Annotated in this window: 16 protein-coding genes and 1 tRNA gene; 8 read left to right on the top strand and 9 right to left on the bottom strand. The window is 48.7% G+C overall.

The genetic code is table 11. The annotated features are described in order from the left end of the window. Positions 1-471 carry a TspO/MBR family protein gene (locus P9L94_16615; GenBank protein ID MDP8245707.1) on the top strand — a complete coding sequence of 157 codons (471 nt, stop codon included), beginning with the start codon at positions 1-3 and terminating at the stop codon, positions 469-471. Here the strand turns inward: P9L94_16615 and P9L94_16610 are convergent. Continuing rightward, positions 468-1,772, bottom strand: a complete 1,305-nt coding sequence (locus tag P9L94_16610; protein MDP8245706.1) for a flagellar hook-length control protein FliK — start codon at positions 1,770-1,772, stop codon at positions 468-470. The two genes, P9L94_16615 and P9L94_16610, sit on opposite strands and share 4 nt — an antisense overlap. A 75-nt stretch (positions 1,773-1,847) precedes the next feature. Then, complete coding sequence (locus P9L94_16605) at positions 1,848-2,774, bottom strand: sugar phosphate isomerase/epimerase family protein (protein MDP8245705.1); 927 nt, start codon at positions 2,772-2,774, stop codon at positions 1,848-1,850. 171 nt (positions 2,775-2,945) lie between these two features. Between P9L94_16605 and P9L94_16600 the strand changes: the two genes are divergently transcribed. Continuing rightward, a tRNA-Pro gene (locus P9L94_16600) sits at positions 2,946-3,022 on the top strand. Between the two features lie 101 nt (positions 3,023-3,123). Here the strand turns inward: P9L94_16600 and P9L94_16595 are convergent. The 5 genes from P9L94_16595 to P9L94_16575 all read right to left on the bottom strand — a co-directional run bounded on the left by P9L94_16595 (position 3,124) and on the right by P9L94_16575 (position 9,142). Continuing rightward, a complete protein-coding gene (locus P9L94_16595) occupies positions 3,124-3,561 on the bottom strand; it encodes an Rrf2 family transcriptional regulator (protein MDP8245704.1) in 438 nt (145 codons plus the stop codon). A gap of 258 nt (positions 3,562-3,819) precedes the next feature. Next, complete coding sequence (locus P9L94_16590) at positions 3,820-5,841, bottom strand: heterodisulfide reductase-related iron-sulfur binding cluster (GenBank protein ID MDP8245703.1); 2,022 nt, start codon at positions 5,839-5,841, stop codon at positions 3,820-3,822. A gap of 14 nt (positions 5,842-5,855) precedes the next feature. After that, the gene (locus tag P9L94_16585) at positions 5,856-7,178 is read right to left on the bottom strand and encodes an electron transfer flavoprotein subunit alpha (protein ID MDP8245702.1); all 1,323 of its coding nucleotides are present in this window, start codon (positions 7,176-7,178) and stop codon (positions 5,856-5,858) included. Positions 7,179-7,305: 127 nt separating this feature from the next. Further along, positions 7,306-8,121: an electron transfer flavoprotein subunit beta/FixA family protein gene (locus P9L94_16580; GenBank protein MDP8245701.1), complete on the bottom strand. Its 816-nt coding sequence runs from the start codon at positions 8,119-8,121 to the stop codon at positions 7,306-7,308. Positions 8,122-8,617: 496 nt separating this feature from the next. After that, entirely contained in the window at positions 8,618-9,142 is a 525-nt protein-coding gene (locus P9L94_16575) for a rhodanese-like domain-containing protein (GenBank protein ID MDP8245700.1), read from the bottom strand. A 287-nt stretch (positions 9,143-9,429) separates the two neighbouring features. Here P9L94_16575 and hoxE point away from each other — a divergent pair, with 287 nt between their 5' ends. The 6 genes from hoxE to P9L94_16545 are packed head-to-tail and all read left to right on the top strand — an operon-like array spanning position 9,430 to position 14,724. After that, the gene (hoxE, locus tag P9L94_16570) at positions 9,430-9,930 is read left to right on the top strand and encodes a bidirectional hydrogenase complex protein HoxE (GenBank protein ID MDP8245699.1); all 501 of its coding nucleotides are present in this window, start codon (positions 9,430-9,432) and stop codon (positions 9,928-9,930) included. Then, the gene (locus tag P9L94_16565) at positions 9,927-11,534 is read left to right on the top strand and encodes a NuoF family protein (protein MDP8245698.1); all 1,608 of its coding nucleotides are present in this window, start codon (positions 9,927-9,929) and stop codon (positions 11,532-11,534) included. Before hoxE ends, P9L94_16565 begins: the two co-directional genes overlap by 4 nt. A gap of 14 nt (positions 11,535-11,548) precedes the next feature. Continuing rightward, positions 11,549-12,274: a bidirectional hydrogenase complex protein HoxU gene (hoxU, locus tag P9L94_16560; protein MDP8245697.1), complete on the top strand. Its 726-nt coding sequence runs from the start codon at positions 11,549-11,551 to the stop codon at positions 12,272-12,274. After that, positions 12,267-12,800 carry a hypothetical protein gene (locus P9L94_16555; GenBank protein ID MDP8245696.1) on the top strand — a complete coding sequence of 178 codons (534 nt, stop codon included), beginning with the start codon at positions 12,267-12,269 and terminating at the stop codon, positions 12,798-12,800. Before hoxU ends, P9L94_16555 begins: the two co-directional genes overlap by 8 nt. Before the next feature lie 32 nt (positions 12,801-12,832). Beyond that, on the top strand, positions 12,833-14,260 hold the full coding sequence (locus P9L94_16550; GenBank protein ID MDP8245695.1) for a Ni/Fe hydrogenase subunit alpha: 1,428 nt from the start codon (positions 12,833-12,835) through the stop codon (positions 14,258-14,260). Next, positions 14,257-14,724: a hydrogenase maturation protease gene (locus P9L94_16545; protein MDP8245694.1), complete on the top strand. Its 468-nt coding sequence runs from the start codon at positions 14,257-14,259 to the stop codon at positions 14,722-14,724. The genes P9L94_16550 and P9L94_16545 overlap by 4 nt, the downstream gene beginning before the upstream one ends. A gap of 58 nt (positions 14,725-14,782) precedes the next feature. Here P9L94_16545 and P9L94_16540 read toward each other — a convergent pair whose 3' ends face one another. Then, positions 14,783-16,177: a sigma-54 dependent transcriptional regulator gene (locus tag P9L94_16540; protein MDP8245693.1), complete on the bottom strand. Its 1,395-nt coding sequence runs from the start codon at positions 16,175-16,177 to the stop codon at positions 14,783-14,785. A 113-nt stretch (positions 16,178-16,290) separates the two neighbouring features. Then, on the bottom strand, positions 16,291-16,911 hold the full coding sequence (locus tag P9L94_16535; protein ID MDP8245692.1) for a hypothetical protein: 621 nt from the start codon (positions 16,909-16,911) through the stop codon (positions 16,291-16,293). Positions 16,912-16,993 lie beyond the last annotated feature (82 nt).

Genomic DNA, 16,993 nt, shown 5'->3' with positions numbered 1-16,993 from the left:
ATGAAACAGTGGAAATCGCTTATCGTATTCTTGTTGCTCTGTATTACAGTGCAGGCGCTTGCCTCATGGTGTACGTTTCAAACCGTCACCACTTGGTATCCGTTATTGAATAAGCCCAACTGGAGGCCTCCCAATTGGCTGTTTGCCCCCGTTTGGACATTCCTGTATCTCAGCATGGCGGTCGCGGCGTGGCGGATTTGGATACGACGCGGCGAGACAAACATCAAACCGGCATTGATTGCTTTCTTTGTGCAGTTGTTTCTTAACGCGCTTTGGTCGGTTTTGTTCTTTTCGTTAAATTGGCTTGGCGCCGCATCCATTGAGATTGTTTTTTTATGGATTGCTATTCTTGCGACGGGCGTTTTATTTTGGCGTATTGATCGCGTTGCCGGAGTATTGTTTGTTCCATATTTAATATGGGTGTCATTCGCTTCCGCACTGACGTTTTCGATTTGGCGGCTTAACCCTTAGGCGCGCATATCGAGACCGGATGGAACTTCATAAAATGTCTCTTGCAACGGTTGAGGTTCTAGTGTCTCAGGAACGTCGCCCACTCGAACTTGCAACGAATCGACCTTGAATCCCATATTTTTTAAACCGTCAGCCAATTGGTGCAACATCGCGTCCAGGTGTTGCTGAACGTCATCGGACTCAACCAGAATTGCAACTCGAAGCGAAGGTTTGCGCCAAAGCATGTGAGTATGCAGTGGCCCCAACGCACTCAGTTCGATGCGCAAATCCAGCGTACCGCCGTCCTGGTCATGTTCTCGCCGATAGCGGAACTCCAGCGTCCGTTCATCCCCATCCACTTGAATCGGAACTTGTCCGAAAAAGACAGGCGCTTCTCCGCTCTGTTGCGGAATATTTCTGACTGCCTGCGCAGTCAGTGATTCATGTGCGTCGCGAGCGGCATCATGTAACGCTTGCCAGCGTTCAATTAATTCAGCGTCCTTGATGTGAGGCTTTAAGTCTTGCAGCAAACGAATCAAGCGCAACAACACGTCATCGGGGTCGCCTTTTCCGCCCTGCAAGCGTGACTCAAGCGTACTGAGCGCCCGTTTGAACCATTCCGCGATCTCTTTTTCGAAATCCGCGTTGGATTGTCCCTGCATATTCGCGAAGCGCCGTTCTAATTGTTCGCCGACTTCATCCAGGGCGTCGAGTAGTTCTGTTGGAAGCGAGCCAAGCAACTCACGGTCTCCCGTAAAATCTTTGAAAGCGCTACGTAAGCGCTCAAAAGATTTTTCCATCGACGGACGCGGTTTTAGAATATAGGTAAACCAGGCGGCCATCGCCGCATTAACGGGCATTCCACGGCTCAAGAGAAACGCCAGCGAAGCCATCTGGTCGGCGCTAATCTGCGGCAATATATTGATGAGTTCCGTCAGGACGCTTTTGTTTAATGGAACGCCCGCTTGCAGCAGCGCTTGCGCAATCACCTGTGCAGTGGCGCCTTGTACGCCGAGTTGTTGCAATTGTGATGCGAGCGCCTGGCTTTGAGACGAATCAGCCGGAGGGGCGCTGACGCTAAATGGCGCCAATGAAACCTGTCCACCGACCAAGCGCGCTAACACTTGTTGACCAGCGCGAAACGCCTGGCCTTTGGTGCTCAGCGTATATTGCTTGCCCCCAATCAATACCTCAGCCTGACCCTTCGCTGAAGAAAGCACCTGGCCTTTCATCGGCCCGCTTTGCAGCAATTTGGCAAGACCGGAGGCTTTGGCTTGGTGGGCAATCGCTTGCGCTTGCGGGTGTGAAACCGGGTCCGGCATGGTCATCTCCAAAAATACAAAAACGGCCTCTTAGTATACACCAAGAGGCCGCAATGGTTGTGTCAATCTGAGAGATTATGCGAGCAGGTTTTTCGCGAATTTGATGTTCTCGTGCGTATCTTCCATGAATTTCTTGTCGCGTCCGCTGGTTTCAAGTACATACCATTTGTCGTAGTTGATGTCCTTGCAGGCTTGGGCGACTTCGTCCCATTTAACCATTCCCTTGCCGTCAGGGAAGAAACGGGTGTCCCAGTCTTTCAGGTGGATTTCACAAATACGATCGTTGCCCAGCAGGCGGATTTCTTCAGGTACGTTGTAGCCGTTGCCAGTGGAATTGCCAATGTCGTAATAGACTTGCAGCCATTCAGAACCGACTCGCTCGATGATCTCAAGGTTTTGTTTCGCCGTGATGGTGTTTTCCAGGCCCAGCGCAACCCCTGCATCCGCCGCGCGCGGGACGATTTGCTTCAACACTTCAACCACGCGAGTCACTTTTTGCGAATCAAGTTCGAACTCGTTGAATTTATCATTGCTCAAATTACGTTTTTTATTGGTTGCGTCGGTCAACACCAGGTCACCGTTACCAAAAAACGCCATCAAAATATTCTTGCAGCCTAACGCCTGCGCCGCTTCGACCGCGTCTATAACATAGACGGCAGATTGAGGCTCGGTCGCCAGTGGGATGCTATTAAGGATGCTGCCCGCTGCAACAGACGAGAATTTGATATTGTGTTTTTCGCCGAGTTCGAGATATTTCTCGCGCACTTTCGGGTCGCGCAACGGTACGTTATTCGGATTGGTCGCGACGCTGACCTGGAGGCCGTTAAGATGGGCTTCAGCGGCTTTTGGAATCAATTCCGGTTTACAGGAACCGCCCAGGTTCCAGTCGCACATACCAATGTTGGGTTCATGGTGAGCGGCGTGTGCAAGAGCGCTGGTAAAACTGATCGCAGCAGCGCTTAGCCCTGCGGTTTGGATAAATGAACGACGGTCAAGTGACATATTGCTTCTCCCTAAGAATATGGAATCAATGAATAACGAGTTGTCTACGATGTAGGTAAAATGATTGTTCCAGGGTTTGGCGTCGAAATCAATGGGGCGCTGTAGAAAAGTGAAAAGCGGGGGGGTAGCGCGGGTTGCGCTTGGTGATATAATTCTCATGCTTCAAATGTGCGGGGCGTAGCGCAGTCTGGTAGCGTACCTGAATGGGGTTCAGGTGGTCGAAGGTTCGAATCCTTTCGCCCCGACCAATTCAAAAAAGTCTAAGATCATAACGATATCCCCATCGTTCCATCCTTGCCCCCATCAACTCATAGCAACCACCTAAAATCTAGATAAATAAAATTACGGTTTAGTCATCAATTTGGAGTAAGTTTTTGGCGAGGTCTTGATCGACGACCAAATTTTCCATCGTATAGCGGTCTAATACGCTTAAAAACGCTTCAAGCGCTTCAGCCAGAATAAACTTCAAGTGGCAAACGCTTGTTACAGTGCAATGGTTTTTTTGCGGTTCAAAACATTCGACCAGATGAAAATGGGGTTCCATTTGGCGAGCGACTTCTCCTACAGTGATCTGATTTAGGGGTTTGGCTAGTTCAATCCCGCCGTTACGCCCACGCGTTGTTTGAATGTAGCCTAATGCCCCCAGTTTATTAACGACTTTAACCAAATGGTCTTTAGAGACGCCATAGAATTCGGTGATTTCGCTAATCGAAATGCGCTGGTTTGGCCGCAACGCCAAATAAAGAAGAACGCGTAGAGAATAGTCCGTAAATCGGGTTAAATTCACTGTATTGCTTTCGCTTTTCTTTGAACAAGGTTAACGTCGCGCAGTTAAGCGTCATGGGCTCATCATAACTGAATTCATAAAAAAAATGAATTCAAGCAAGAAGCACGACTGTACGCGTTGCGCCCCTACATAGCTGATATATTTTTGTTTTGTTGCATCAAGGGCGTCGGTTTCAGATTCGATATGAATTCACACCAACAAAAAAGCAGCCCGGCGAAAAGCACCAGGCTGTTGCAATCGTTATCATATTTGCCGTGTTTATTCTTTGCCGTCTTCCATCGCGTTTGCGACAATCTCGGCGATATCCCTAACAACGACTTTCTTGCCTCTCGCCGCTTCTTTGACGCCGTCTTCAAACATCGTCATACAGAAGGGGCAAGCCACCGCGATGGTCGAGGGATTTTTGCGCATCGCTTCTTCGGTGCGTTCAAGGTAAATATACTTGCCTTCGGGTTCTTCCATCCACATTTTGGCGCCACCCGCTCCACAACAAAAACTCGATTCGCCGCAACGGTCCATTTCTTCCAGGCGGTTGCCATTGACGCGGGACAACACTTGGCGCGGCGCTTTATAGATGTTGTTATAGCGTCCTAAATAGCATGAATCATGGTAAACCGTCGTGCCGTTTGTCTCTTGGCGTTTCAATGGGAGTTTGCCTTCATCCAATAATTGATTGATGAACTCCGTGTGGTGGATAACTTCAAAGTCTCCCCCAAATTGTTGGTAATCATTTTTGATGGTTGAGTATCCATGCGGGCACATGGTGATGATTTTTTTTACGCCGTAGCGATGAAACTGGTTCACGTTAAAACGCGCCATTTGCGAAAAGACATATTCATTGCCCGCGCGGCGCACCGAGTCGCCGCAACAATGCTCTTCGTTACCGAGAATCCCCCATGAAACGCCCGCCGTGTTAAGTATCTTCGTCATCGAGGTGACGACGCTCTTTGCGCGCGAGTCATAAGACCCAGCGCAACCAACATAGAACAAATAATCAAACGTATCGCCAGGAGTGAGTATAGGAACGTCTAAGCCTTCCGTCCATTTTGCGCGGTCGGTCGGCGCAATGCCCCAGGGGTTGGAACGCTGTTCAGAATTCTCAAACAGTTGAATCAATTCTTCAGGGAACTCTGATTTTTCCATCACCATGTATTGCCGCATCTGAATTATTTTCGGCACATGCTCAATAAAGACGGGGCAATGCGTCATGCAGGAGCCGCACGTCGTACATTGCCATAAGTCTGTTGCGCTGATGCTCATGGCGCCATCGTCGCCGATTAAAGCCGCATCCATTACCGCGTCATCCGGCGCCGGCCCCAACGTATCGCTGGGGCGCGATGCGAGAATCGGCTTGCTATTCTTAAACAGATTGACTTTTCCCTGGTGGATGATGTGTTTGGGATTCAGCGATTTGCCCGTAACGTGAGCGGGGCAATTTTCCTGACAGCGGCCGCATTCGGTGCATGACATAAAGTCAAGCAAATCTTTCCAGGAAAATTGCGTGATTTTTGATTTTCCGAATGAATCTCCTTGTTTAAATTCCATCGTTGGGACAACGCTTGGATATTCAAAGCGACGGAAAAAACAATTCGGAATTGCAGTCAAGACATGCAAGTGTTTGCTATAAGGCAAATAGTTCATAAAGAACAGCAGAACGATAGCGTGAATCCACCAACTGACGTTTGTGAACGCATGGATTGAATCAACGGAAAGAGATTGAATGAATGATGCGATTGCGTTCGAAACGAACATCCAACTGGCCCATTTCGAGGCGGCGCCTAAGGCAATTTCTCCCGCATGATAACCATAATACGCAACCATGAGCGTGAAAATCATGCCCAAGATAAGAAACGCGTCCGCATTGAATTCGATGTACGCCGGGCGAAAGAAGAGCCTGCGTATTACGGCGGTAACAACGGCCAGAATGACGACGGCAGACATGATTTCCGCCAGAAAGAGCAACGCGCCATACGGGTAGTCGCCCAGAAATGACCAGGAAAATCCAGGAAACACGCCCTGAATTAAAAACTCGCCATTTGCCATCAATAAAAGCATGAATCCCCAAAAGATGAAAAAATGGTTAAATCCATAACTCTTTTTAATAACGCGCGCCTGGCCAAACGCATAGACCAGCATATTTTTTAGTCGAAGCCCTAAGCGGTCGAACCGGTTTTCCCACTGGCCCAGGCAGAGCGTTGCAACCAGGCGATATATATTGCGAAAAAAGAACCCAAACGCAAACAGGAGAAGCAAGATGTAGATAACGCGGCTGAAATTCATGTTGTACGACTCCCTTAAACGGCTGCTGGCGCAGCGGCAACTTGTTTGTGTTGTTTCAATTGCTGAATCACTCCCGGCAGCACGTCAAAAACGTCGCCGACGATCCCCAAGTGTGCGACTTCAAATATGGGCGCATTTTTGTCTTTGTTGATCGCGATGATATTGTCTGAGTTTTGCATTCCGACCAGGTGTTGAATTGCGCCAGATATCCCGCAAGCAATGTAGAGTTTAGGCTTAACGGTTTTCCCTGTTTGACCGACCTGGTGCGCTTGCGGCATCCAACCCGCGTCAACCGTTGTGCGCGAACAGCCGACCACGCCGCCCAACAAACCGGCTAACTCACGAATCATTGAAAAATGTTCAGGGCCCATCATGCCCCGCCCTCCGCTGACGATAATCTCGGCGCTTTGCAGCTGGACGGTATTGGCTAAGTCGATGGGGATAATTTCTAATATCTTTGTTGTGATGCTTTCTTCTAACTGCACAAACGGTTCTTCGATGAGGTTGCCTGTCCTGCCAGACAAATATTCAGGTTTCGTCATAACGCGCGGACGAACGGAGGCCATTTGCGGGCGGGCTGTTTCAGAAAGAATCGTCGCCATAATATTGCCGCCGAATGCAGGACGGGTTTGCTCAAGCAGCCGGTCGCTCTTACTGATCGTTAAGCCAGTGCAATCCGCCGTGAGTCCCGTCTTCATGTGCGTTGCGACTGCTCCGGCAAGATCGCGACCCAAGCCAGTGGCGCCGATCAAAACAATTTCCGGTTTATATTTTTGCAATAACGTCAACGAGGCTTTTAGATATGACTGAGTTCGATAATATTCCAACACGGGTTCATCTATGATATATACATTATCCGCGTCGTAGCCAAATGCTTCCCGTACCAAATGCGAAACATTATGTCCAAGTACAAAGGCCGAAAGTTCAACGCCAAGGTCTTGCGCCAATTGGCGGCCGACGCCCAATAATTCCCATGAGACCGAGTGGGCTTCGCCGTTCATTTGCTCGACGAAAACCCAGACGCCCTTCCACTCACTGTCCCGCGTTTTACCGGGATCGGGCGGGGGCGCATCTTCGCCAAGGTTTAAGCGGTTATATTCTTCGAGAATTTTCTCTTCATCCGGCGTATAAAAAACTTCAAACGCCGCTGAGGGACAAACCTTTATACACTTTTTGCATCCGTTGCATTTTGCTAAGTGGATTATGGGTTCGCCGTTATCCATCATTTCAATGGCGTCCATAGGGCATTCTGCTACGCACACTTCACCGCAAGAGATGCACTTTCCATCTGAATACTTTACTTTGCCGCGAGGTTTTCGCGGTTTCTTATTTACCATGGTTGACCTGCCTGTTGTGCACTATGCAAAATAAGTTCTTTTTACAATTTTCTATGCCGATGAAAATATCGCGAACGATTCATACTCGCGACGAATTATTCTGTCTGAAGCCAAATCATGTGACGGTTTAGTCTCGAGTAACAACATCCCATTCATGTAATTTCTTAATGAACAGGTCAATTGCGTTATCTCGATTCTCACCGAGACCATCAATGACTTCTCCTTTACTTCGGGTTGGAGCAAAGATTTTGCGAACAGCAGTTGGCGAGCCGCGCAGCCCGATTTGGTCTTTGTCTAACTTTAAAACCTCGTTTGACCAAACAGGAATCATCGCGACCTCGGCGTTCAAACGGGCGGGGACGGCAGGATAGCGCGGCCGGTTGATTGATCGCACCATCGTTAACATTGCCGGCGTTTTGGATTCAACGATTTCGTTATGAGACTCTAGTTTGCGGCTCACGCGGATGGTTTTGTTTTTATCATCAAGATTGATAATTTCTTCAACTAATGTTAGTTGCGTGTGACCAAGCCGACAGGCGATTCCGGGGCCGACTTGCGCCGTGTCTCCATCAATGGTTTGCATTCCACAGAAGACTAGATCGACGGGGCGTTCTTCCGATAATTTTTTTATTGCTTCTGACAATACATAACTGGTCGCTAATGTATCTGCGCCGCCGAACGCACGGTCGCTAATCAGTACCGCACGGTCAGCGCCTATGGATAACGCGCGGCGTAAAACCGTTTCTGCGGAAGGCGGCCCCATAGAAATAACCGTAACAAAAGCGCCGTATTTGTCTTTCATCCGAACGGCTTCTTCTATGGCGTGGTTATCAAACGGGTTGGTGATAAAAGGTACACCTTCACGAATCAAGGTGTTGGTTTCGGGATCAATTTTAACAAGAGTGGTGTCTGGAACCATTTTAATACAAACGATGACATGCATAGGTGCAAGGCCCCTCCAATGATTTTGTGCGAATCACAGATTCGCACATAGTGCAACTTAATCCGCCCATGGCGAATTATGTTCTCCACACAAAATAGTCTATGCGAAGACGGGAATGCGCACGTTAATTTATCTGTTTAACGAACCATTATGTCCCGCATTTGTGTAAGGGAACTTCCACCTTTCCCTTACATTCGTTACAGAGAACTCGCCCATCACTTTGAATGTCAACGGGCAAATCTTTCGTAACCTCGCAGACTGGACCTAAATACTCAGAATTACATTCCTCACAGAAATGGTGAACAATCTCGCAGCCACAGTGAAAATGCCGTCCACAGTTACAAATGTGATGATATTTCATAATTTGTTCCCAACTATCCATGTATTCATAAAAAATCCGGCCAGAATTTGACCGGTATAAAATTTTCTTCAAAGAATGGTTCGTTGTGTAATCATTGAAATAAGTTCCTACACTTTATTCATGCATTTTTGCTGATTACTTGTTCCACGGGCATCTTCCCAAGATGAGCGCCAAACCGCAAAAATCAGTGATTGCGGAAAAAATCAGCCCTGCGCTCATAAAAAACGGTACAGCGATAAAGTATGGGTGAACCAAGAGCGTCAGAAGTGATCCCGCCATGACAATGGTTCCAACCACCAGACGAACCTGACGGTCCATCGACATCGCCTTTTTTCCGCGGACGACGGGCAATCCTGCGCTAATCCAGGCGTCGGTTCCACCGTCCAGCATGGCGACGTTTTCAATGCCGTTTTCAATCATCTTCATGCAGGCGTTGCGGGCGCGGCTGCCAGATTTACAGATCACATAAAGCGGCGAGCATTTATCTCCCTGCTCTTTAATTACTTCGGGACTCAAGGCATCCAAAGGTAATGATTCGGCAAAACCGACGTGCGCCTCGCGGTATTCAGCGGGGGTACGGACATCAATTAAGCAGACTTTTTGTCCATTCTGAAACATGGTATACAGTGATGACGGATCGATGACTTGTGGCTCAGACATTCGGTTTTCCTTCAATGTTTGGATAATGTTATAACCAACAACTATAAGCACTATACCGAATTTACTCTTTATTGCCAAATAAAAGTATACAGGTTTTATGATTAAGATCAATACATGGATAGACTTTTATCTATTTAGTGATTTAATATAACACAATCGGGCAATTTTTATATTTATTTTTATCTTTGCATTTGCGATAGTGGGCTTGGATAGACGGAATCGGTTTCACTCCAGGTGGCCTTGCGTCAGAGAATGTGCATCTTAGGTCTGGTTGAAAGGAGTAGTCCATGCGGACTGATTTCACAAAGCCTGCTCCGCCCTCGAACGACAAGCGGTGGAAAATGGTTTCAGCAGCCATGCGAAAGCATGGTCATGAGCCTCATTCGTTGATTGAATCCCTCCATTCTGTACAAGAAGTTTTCGGCTATCTTGATGAAGAGGCGTTTCAATTCGTCGCGGCGAGCCTGCGGGTTCCACTCAGCAAAGTTTACGGCGTCGCGACCTTTTATCATTACTTCAATTTAAAACCTCAGGGCGAACATACCTGCGTCATCTGCACAGGGACCGCATGTTATATCAAGGGCGTCCCTAAAATATTAAAAGCGCTTGAACAAAAAGCGGGGCTGAAACCGGGAGAGACGAGCCCGGATAACAAGGTCTCTCTCGTGACGGCGCGCTGCGTTGGCGCCTGCGGTCTTGCGCCCGTGGTGGTATACGACGGCGTGGTTTACGGCAATCAAACGCCGGATGAAGTCGTCAAACAAGTGGAGGCCTGGAGAACATCATGACGCCGGATGAAATTCGCAACAAAGCCGAAGAAGTTCGTGAAGAAAACAAAGCCGTCAAACACCACGTTTGCGTGTGCATGGCGGCGGGCTGCGTCTCTGCGGGAAGCGATAAGGTTAAAGTGGCGCTCGACGAGCGCGCAACGCAAGAAGACGATTGCTGCGTTAAAAGCGTCGGTTGCCTGGGCTTATGTTCTGCTGGCCCGTTAGTCTCTGTTGAAAGCGACGGCGTACTTTATCAAAAAGTCGAACCAAAACACGCCGATAAGATCATTGATTCACTTGGCAAAAAGCCGATTAAAGAATTGCAATGCGATCTCGAGTCGCCATTCTTCAAAGCGCAAATGAAAATCGTTTTGGAAAATAGCGGACGCATTGATCCCGAAACCATCGAAGATTATCTCGCCGTTGGCGGCTATGAAACACTGATCGACGTGGTAACCAACTGGGAACCGTTTGAAGTCGTTGATGAAATTACCAAAAGCGGCCTGCGCGGACGCGGCGGCGGTGGATATCCGACCGGATTAAAATGGGGAACAGTCGCCAAAGCCGAAGGCCCGGAAAAATATATCGTCTGCAACGCCGACGAAGGCGACCCCGGCGCTTTTATGGACCGCTGCATTTTGGAAAGCGATCCCCACCGCGTGATTGAAGGCATGACGCTCGCCTGTTTCGCTGTCGGCGCGACAAAAGGGTATGTGTATATCCGCGCGGAGTATCCGCTGGCGATTGAGCGCCTTCGTAACGCAATTCGCCAAGCGAAAAAAATGGACGTGCTGGGCAATAATATTCTCGGCGCCCCGTTCAATTTTGATATTGAAATCCGCTTGGGTGCGGGCGCGTTCGTCTGCGGTGAAGAAACCGCGTTGATTGCGTCTATCGAAGGTTCCAGAGGCAACCCCAAGCCGCGGCCTCCCTACCCCGCAGAAAAAGGCGTGTTCGGAAAACCAACGCTGATTAACAACGTCGAAACCTATGCGAACATCGTCCCGATCTTGCGCGAAGGCTCTGAATGGTATTCCTCGCTTGGGACAGAGAGCAGCAAAGGCACCAAAGTCTTTGCGCTTGCCGGACAAATCCAAAATACTGGATTGATTGAAGTGCCGATGGGAATTTCTCTACGTGAAATCGTTTTCGACATCGGCGGCGGCGTCCCGAATGGTGGAAAATGCAAAGCGGTTCTAACCGGCGGCCCCTCCGGCGGCTGCATCCCCGAATCGCTATTAGATATTCCCGTTGATTACGAGTCGCTAAAAGAGCTCGGCTCTATGATGGGGTCTGGCGGCATGATCGTGATGGACGAATCCTCCAACATGGTCGATGTCGCGCAGTTCTTTATGGAATTCTGCATGTCGGAATCATGCGGAAAATGCGTCCCTTGTCGTGTGGGAACGGTGCAAATGCACAACCTGCTTCAACGAATTTCCGCAGGCGAAGCAACAGTTGATGATCTCGACTTGTTGATGGATCTCTGTGAACTAACCCGAAATACCAGCCTTTGCGGTTTGGGTCAATCAGCGCCCAACCCAATTTTAAGTACGCTGCGGTTTTTCCGGGACGAATATACGGCCGTGTTGAAACCATCAGCACGTACGACGGTCGAGTAAAAGGGAGAATTATCATGGGACCATCAGGTCGCGTTAAAACACTCACCATTAACGGGCGCCCTTGCAGCGCCCGATCCGGCGAGACCGTTCTTCAAGTCGCGCGGGAAAACAACGTCTTTATCCCGACGCTTTGTCATTTAGAAGGGCTGACGTCCATCGGCGCCTGCCGCATGTGTTTGATTGAAATCAAAGGCAGCAACAAACTCTCGCCTGCTTGCGTGACGCGTGTGTTTGAAGGCATGGAAGTCGTAACGGAATCAGAACAGTTACAAAAGTATCGCAAATTAATCCTTGCGTTAATTTTTTCAGAGCGGAATCACACTTGCTCCGTTTGCGTTTCCAACGGACATTGCGAACTCCAAAGTCTTGCGCAGAAATTGGGCTTGGAACATATTCACGTTCCTTATTTGTACCCGGTCACCGATGTAGACGCGTCACATGAACGCTTTGTCAGCGACCAGAGCCGTTGCATTTTGTGCGCGCGCTGCGTACGGGTGTGCGACGAAATCGAAGGCGCTCATACGTGGGACGTCTTAGGCCGGGGCGTTGATTGCAAAATCATCAGCGACCTCAATCAACCTTGGGGCGTATCTGAAAGTTGCACCTCTTGTGGAAAGTGCGTCCACGTTTGCCCGACAGGCGCGTTGTTTGAATCGGGCAAATCAACAGCGGAAATGACCAAACGCCAGTTCTTACCGTATTTGTCGCTCATGCGCGAAGAAAAGAGCCACCATGAATAAGAAAAAACTTGCTACCGTATGGTTAGACGGCTGCTCTGGATGTCACATGTCAATCTTGGACATGGATGAATTGTTAATTGAATTAAACGAATTGGTCGAATTGGTTTATAGCCCGTTAGTCGATCATAAAATTATTCCAGACGACATTGATATCACCCTGGTTGAAGGCGCGATCAGCAGCACGGATGACTTAGAAAAGATTCATAAACTACGAAAAAACAGCGCGATGATCGTTTCACTGGGAGATTGCGCTGTCACGGGCAACGTACCGTCAATGCGTAATCACTTTAATGTGAAAGAAGTGATGAGCCGTTCGTACGAAGAAAACGTCGATGAAAATCCCGGATCGCCGACTTTGGTTGTACCGCAGTTGCTGCCTCAAACGCGACCGGTACATGAGTATGTTAAAGTGGATTTTTATATTCCCGGCTGCCCGCCCAGCGCAGCAGCCATTCATCATGTATTAACGGAACTGCTGAACGGTCAATGCCCTGATGTAAGCGAAATGACCCGTTTTGGCGCATAACATCAAGACCCAATCACTCTGGAGCCATCGAAATGCCGAAAACAATCTCAATTGACCCTGTTACACGAATTGAAGGACACGCCAAAATCACCATCCAGTTAGATGATGACGGGCGCGTACATGACGCCAAATTTCACGTCACTCAATTTCGTGGATTTGAAAAATTAATCGAAGGGCGCCCGTTTACGGAAATGCCGTCCGTCATGGCGCGAATCTGCGGCATTTGCCCGGTGAGCCATTTGGTTGCGTCCTCAAAAGCCTGCGACGATATTTTAGCCGTACAGATTCCCAGAACGGCTAAACTGCTGCGCCAGATGCTCAATTTGGCCCAAATGATTCAATCGCACGCGCTCAATTTCTTTCACCTGAGTGCGCCGGATTTATTGTTGGGCATGGACGCGCCGCCGGAAGATCGGAACGTGTTTGGATTGATGAACGCCAATCCTGATCTCGCCCGCAAAGGCATTCGATTACGCAAATTCGGTCAGCAAATTATTGAATGGCTGGGCGACAAACGCATTCACCCTGCATGGGTGGTGCCGGGCGGCGTCAATAAGCCGTTAGATCCTAAAAAACGCGAAATGATCCTCGAACGGATTCCAGAAGCGAAGAAAATCACCCAGGAAGCGCTGGATGTATACAAAAAGATTCTAGATGATTTCGCCGAAGAAACACGCACCTTTGCGAATTTCCCGTCACTATTTGTCGGGCTGGTCAACGACAAAAACCAGCTCGAATTCTATGACGGAAAGTTCCGTGTTGTTGACGCCGCAGGGCGCATTATCGTCAACAAACTCGATGACCACAAATATGCAGAAATCATCGGCGAGCGGGTAGAGCCGGATTCGTTCTTAAAATCCCCCTATTACAAACCCATGGGCTATCCAGAGGGAATGTATCGCGTTGGCCCATTGGCGCGTCTCAATATCATCGACCGTTGCGGGACGCCGCTTGCCGACCAGGAATGGGCCGAGTTTCGGGCGATGGGACGCGGCGCCGTGTTGAGTTCGTTCCATTATCACTTTGCCCGCTTGGTTGAAATTCTTTATGGAATTGAAGAAGTTGAAAATATTTTGAACGACCCGGACGTCTTAAGCAAAGACTGCCGTGCAATGGCCCGCGTCAATAACCACGAAGGAATCGGCGTCTCAGAAGCGCCGCGTGGAATGCTGATTCATCATTATAAAGTTGACGACCAGGGCTTAATGGAATGGGCGAATTTAATCATCGCGACCGGACATAACAATCTAGCGATGAACAAGGGCGTCCAGCAAGTCGCCAAGCACTTTATTGAAAGCGGCGAGATCAAAGAAGGCGCTCTGAATCGCGTCGAAGCCGTCATCCGCGCCTTTGATCCTTGCTTGAGCTGCTCGACCCACGCCTTAGGACAAATGCCGCTGCACATGGAACTATACGATGCGGAAGGCGCATTGTTAGACACTCAATCGAGAGACGCATGAGCAACATTTTAGTTCTTGGATATGGAAATCCCTTGCGCGGCGACGACGGCATCGGATGGATTGCTGCGTCTCAGTTGAAAGAACGCAATCAAGACGCAAATGTGGCAATCCAAACTTGTCACCAATTAACGCCGGAATGGGCGGAAGAATTCAGCCAATACGATCTCGTTATTTTGATTGATGCTGACGCCCAAGGCGAGCCGGGAGAAATCAAAACGCGCTCCTTTGAAGCCGCGAGTCCATACCATGAACCCATAAACCACTTCTCAAAACCCGAAACGATTTTAGCGATGGCTCGAGAATTGTACGGTAAAGAACCCCGAGCCTACATCGTTTCAATTGTGGGCGAAACTTTCGGGTTTCAAGAGTCTCTCTCCCCTAAAATCACAGCGCTGCTGCCTGAATTGGTTGATTCAATTGAATTGATAATCAGAAACGAAGCGGTTCCGGATCCAATTACATAACACTTATAATCCAGGGCGCTTATGCTGATTTGTATACAATATCAAATGCGCAGGATATCTAAACGGGCTTGTGCGAGCGCCATGAAGAGTGCTGAATGTTATACTTTTTGATGCGGGAATTAATGCGGTCTGCGGAGATTTTCAACAACTTCGCCGCTTCGCTTTGCACCCAGTTACTTTGCTCTAACGCTTGCAAAATTGTCTTCTTTTCAACTTCTTCTAGCGAGGGAAAATCTTGATTCGAGCGCAGAGTCTGCGCCCCATCAGCGCTCAGCCCTTCCCGGCTGACTAATGCCTTATCAATTTCTTTGCAGTCGCGATTTCGAATGACGATCCGCTCAATCAGGTTTTTTAATTCCCGCACGTTGCCGGGCCACGAATAGGCTTCGAGTAACACGATTGCTTCTTTTGAAACCGATGGAGATGGGCGGTTATATTTCCGGGCGTATTCATCTAAGAAGCGGGTGGCAAGCGGCAAAATATCGGCTTGTCTCTCGCGCAAAGGCGGAATCGTAATACGAATCACATCAAGCCGAAACAATAAATCCTGACGAAAAAAACCATTTTGGACTTCCGCATTCAAGTCTTTGTTGGTCGCGGCGATAATTGCGATATCAACGTTGATTTTCTGGCTGCCGCCCAGTCGTTCAAATTCTTTGGTTTCGATCGCGCGTAGTATTTTACCTTGGCTTTCAAGCGGCATATCGCCGATTTCATCAAGAAAGATTGTACCCGTATCCGCAAGTTCCAGTTTGCCGCGTTTACGGACGGATGCTCCAGTGAATGCGCCTTTTTCATGTCCGAATACTTCAGATTGAAACAAGTTGTCATTCGGTAAGGCGGCGCAATTCACGTCAATGAAAGGCGCTTCGGCCCGTGGGCTGCAACGATGGATGTAGCGTGCGACGATTTCTTTGCCAACGCCAGTTTCACCTACGATGAGAATACAAGCGCCAGCGTCAGCCACCGCGTGAATTTCATCGCGAATGGCTTTCATTCCGTCCGATTCTGCGACCAGGCTTCCCGCATCGTGGGCGGCGTGAAGATGGCGCCGCAAACTATTGTTCACTTCTTGCATTTTGGCGCGATCCAGCACATTTTCGATACGCAGCAAAATCTCTTCGCGGTCTGCGTCTTTGGTGATGTAGTCAGATGCGCCTTCCCGCATGGCGTCGACAGCGACGCGCACCGAATCAACCGACGTCAACATGATGACCGGCATTTCATGACCGAGGTCTTTGCGGGCGGAAATTTGTTTAAGCAGCGAGACGCCGTCCATCCCCGGCATCTTGATATCAGACATGACTAAATCGAATTGTTGCTCCGAAAGCGCTTGTAGTGCTTCTTCGCCGCAAGAGGCGGATACGGTTTCATACCCTTCGAGGTTGAGGTTCTTTTGGATCCGAGCGGAATAGCGGGAATCGTCTTCCACTACGAGTATACGGGCTTTCATTGATGCAAACTTTCTCCGATCAAGAATTGTCACTATCAGTATAACGAACGCGCATAAAAAAAAGGCCGAATAAAATTTCGGCCCTTTTGAAAAATCAATTCTGTAGGCAATGATCAACCAGCGGGCGCCGCTGCTTCAGGGGTCGTTGTGGTGATGCCAATCATATTCAAAATGGGGTCAATCATCCAGGCTAAGTACCCTTGATAGATGGAGGATTGAGAAATGGGTTCCCAAAATACCACCAAAGCGCCAATCACGGCGGCAATGACAATTACATTCAGCAACAATTTGAATGTCCCGCTCTGGAAGAAACTGGTATCGGACTTATTCAATTTCTTTTTATCTTTTTGCGCGAGGCCGCGGTTAATCCGGTCCCGTTCGCATTCCAATGAACCCAGCGTTTCATTCAGAAGGATGTTGGCGTCGTGCCATTCGATCAGGGTTTTACGAATTTCAAGGTCGCTCAGCCCCAAAAACCCATCAATTGAAATGGTACGCTTTACCGTAGTCATTACCGATTGACCAATATGAAAATCTTTCTTGATAACTTTCATAAAGTGACCATGATGCTCAGCCACGATTTGTTTAATGCGTTGAAATTCACGATCCAACGCTTTTTGGTCTGCTTTTTCTTCTGCAAACGTCGTGTTTAAAACTTTGTAAAATTGGTTCCAGATCTTCATCAGCATCTGGAGCTCTTCCATTTCTGATTCAATTTCCTGCAATGTTGCCACAGCCGTCCTCCATCGTGAATTTTGACTGCAATCAGCCTATGTTTATCTATGGACTCTTAAAATAGTAGTCAATTTGCACCGA

This window comes from Candidatus Hinthialibacter antarcticus (assembly GCA_030765645.1).
Taxonomy (GTDB): Bacteria; Hinthialibacterota; Hinthialibacteria; order Hinthialibacterales; family Hinthialibacteraceae; genus Hinthialibacter; species Hinthialibacter antarcticus.
The sequence above is the reverse complement of the archived record's forward strand: the minus strand, read 5'-3'. Positions and strand labels throughout refer to the sequence as shown.